Consider the following 1458-nt stretch of genomic DNA (forward strand, 5'->3'; position numbering starts at 1 on the left):
CGAGATATTGTCAAATCCTGTGGATCGGCAAGTTTCAGGCGACCTCCGTTCGGGTGGGTTCGGTCGCGTCGGTTGACGGCGGGGTGATGTCGCGGGGGCGTTCGAGGAGGTTGCCCTTGTGGAACAGGGCGCCGGCGCGGACGAGAGCGACCAGTTCAGGGGCGTTGACCTTGCGCCAGCGGGTCTGGGCGGCCTCGATCAGCTTGTAGGCCATCGCGATCCCGGCCGCCCGCGAGCCCGGCCCCTTGGTGACCTTCGTGCGGAGTCTCACTGTGGCGAAGGTGGATTCGATCGGATTCGTGGTGCGCAGGTGGATCCAATGCTCGGCCGGGTATTTGAAGAACTCGAGCAGCACGTCGAGGTCGCCGACGATCTTGGCGACCGCTTTCGGATACTTCTTTCCGTAGTCGATCTGGAATGCCTTCACCGCGAGCTGGGCCTTGTCGATGTCCTCGGCGTTGTAGATATCCTTCATCGCCGCAATCGCGCCCGGATGCACCGATTTCGGCAGCGCGGCGAGCACATTCGCAGATTTATGGAACCAGCAACGCTGCTCGTGAGTCGTCGGGAACACCTCGCGCAGCGCCCGCCAGAACCCCAGCGCACCATCACCGACGGCCAGCACCGGCGCGGTCATGCCTCGGCGCCGGCAGTCCCGCAGCAGATCGGCCCACGACTCGGTCGATTCCCGGTAGCCGTCGCTGATCGCGACCAGCTCCTTGCGGCCGTCAGCCCGGACACCGATCATCACCAGCAGGCACAATTTCTCCTGCTCGAGCCGCACTTTGACGTGAATGCCGTCGACCCACAAATACACGTAGTCGATGCCCGAGAGATCCCGGGCGGCGAACGCCTTGGTCTCGTCTTGCCACTGGCCGGTCAGCCGGGTTATCGAGGACGCCGACAAACCGGCGCCGGAACCGAGGAACTGCTCCAACGCCGGACCGAAATCCCCGCTGGACAATCCGTGCAAATACAGCAACGGCAGCACCTCGCTCACCTGAGGGGACTTCCGCGCCCACGCGGGCAGGATCGCCGAGGAGAACCGCTGCCGCTCACCGGTTTCCGGATCGACCCGCTTGTCGTTCACACGTGGCGCACGCACCGTCACCGCGCCCGCCGCGGTCAGAACCTCCCGCTCGCCGTGGTAACCGTTGCGGACCACCAGCCGGTGACCGTTCTCGTCGCGCTGGTCGGCGAACTGGGCGACATAGGCCGCGACCTCGGCCTTCAACGCGGCGGCCAGCATCTGCCTGGCACCCTCACGCACGATCTCATCGAGCAGCGACCTTGCCGAACCAGCCTGCCCACCAGCGGCGGCGACGTTCTGAACTACCGTAAACACGGACGTACCTTCCCGACCGGCGTTGGCGCGCCGGCATGATCAAGACTTCGGACTGATAGATCATCCGGGAAGGTGCGTCCTCCCCGTCATCCACAGGTCCTAATCATTTCTCT

Annotated in this window: 1 protein-coding gene; it reads right to left on the minus strand. The window is 64.7% G+C overall.

Going from position 1 to position 1458, the window contains the following annotated elements; genetic code table 11:
• Positions 1 to 34 precede the first annotated feature (34 nt).
• Positions 35 to 1345: an IS256 family transposase gene (locus JZ792_RS41090; protein ID WP_216918380.1), complete on the minus strand. Its 1311-nt coding sequence runs from the start codon at positions 1343 to 1345 to the stop codon at positions 35 to 37.
• Positions 1346 to 1458 lie beyond the last annotated feature (113 nt).

Origin of the sequence: Nocardia noduli (genome assembly GCF_019038455.1) — a bacterium.
In the GTDB taxonomy this organism is placed as follows: domain Bacteria; phylum Actinomycetota; class Actinomycetes; order Mycobacteriales; family Mycobacteriaceae; genus Nocardia; species Nocardia noduli.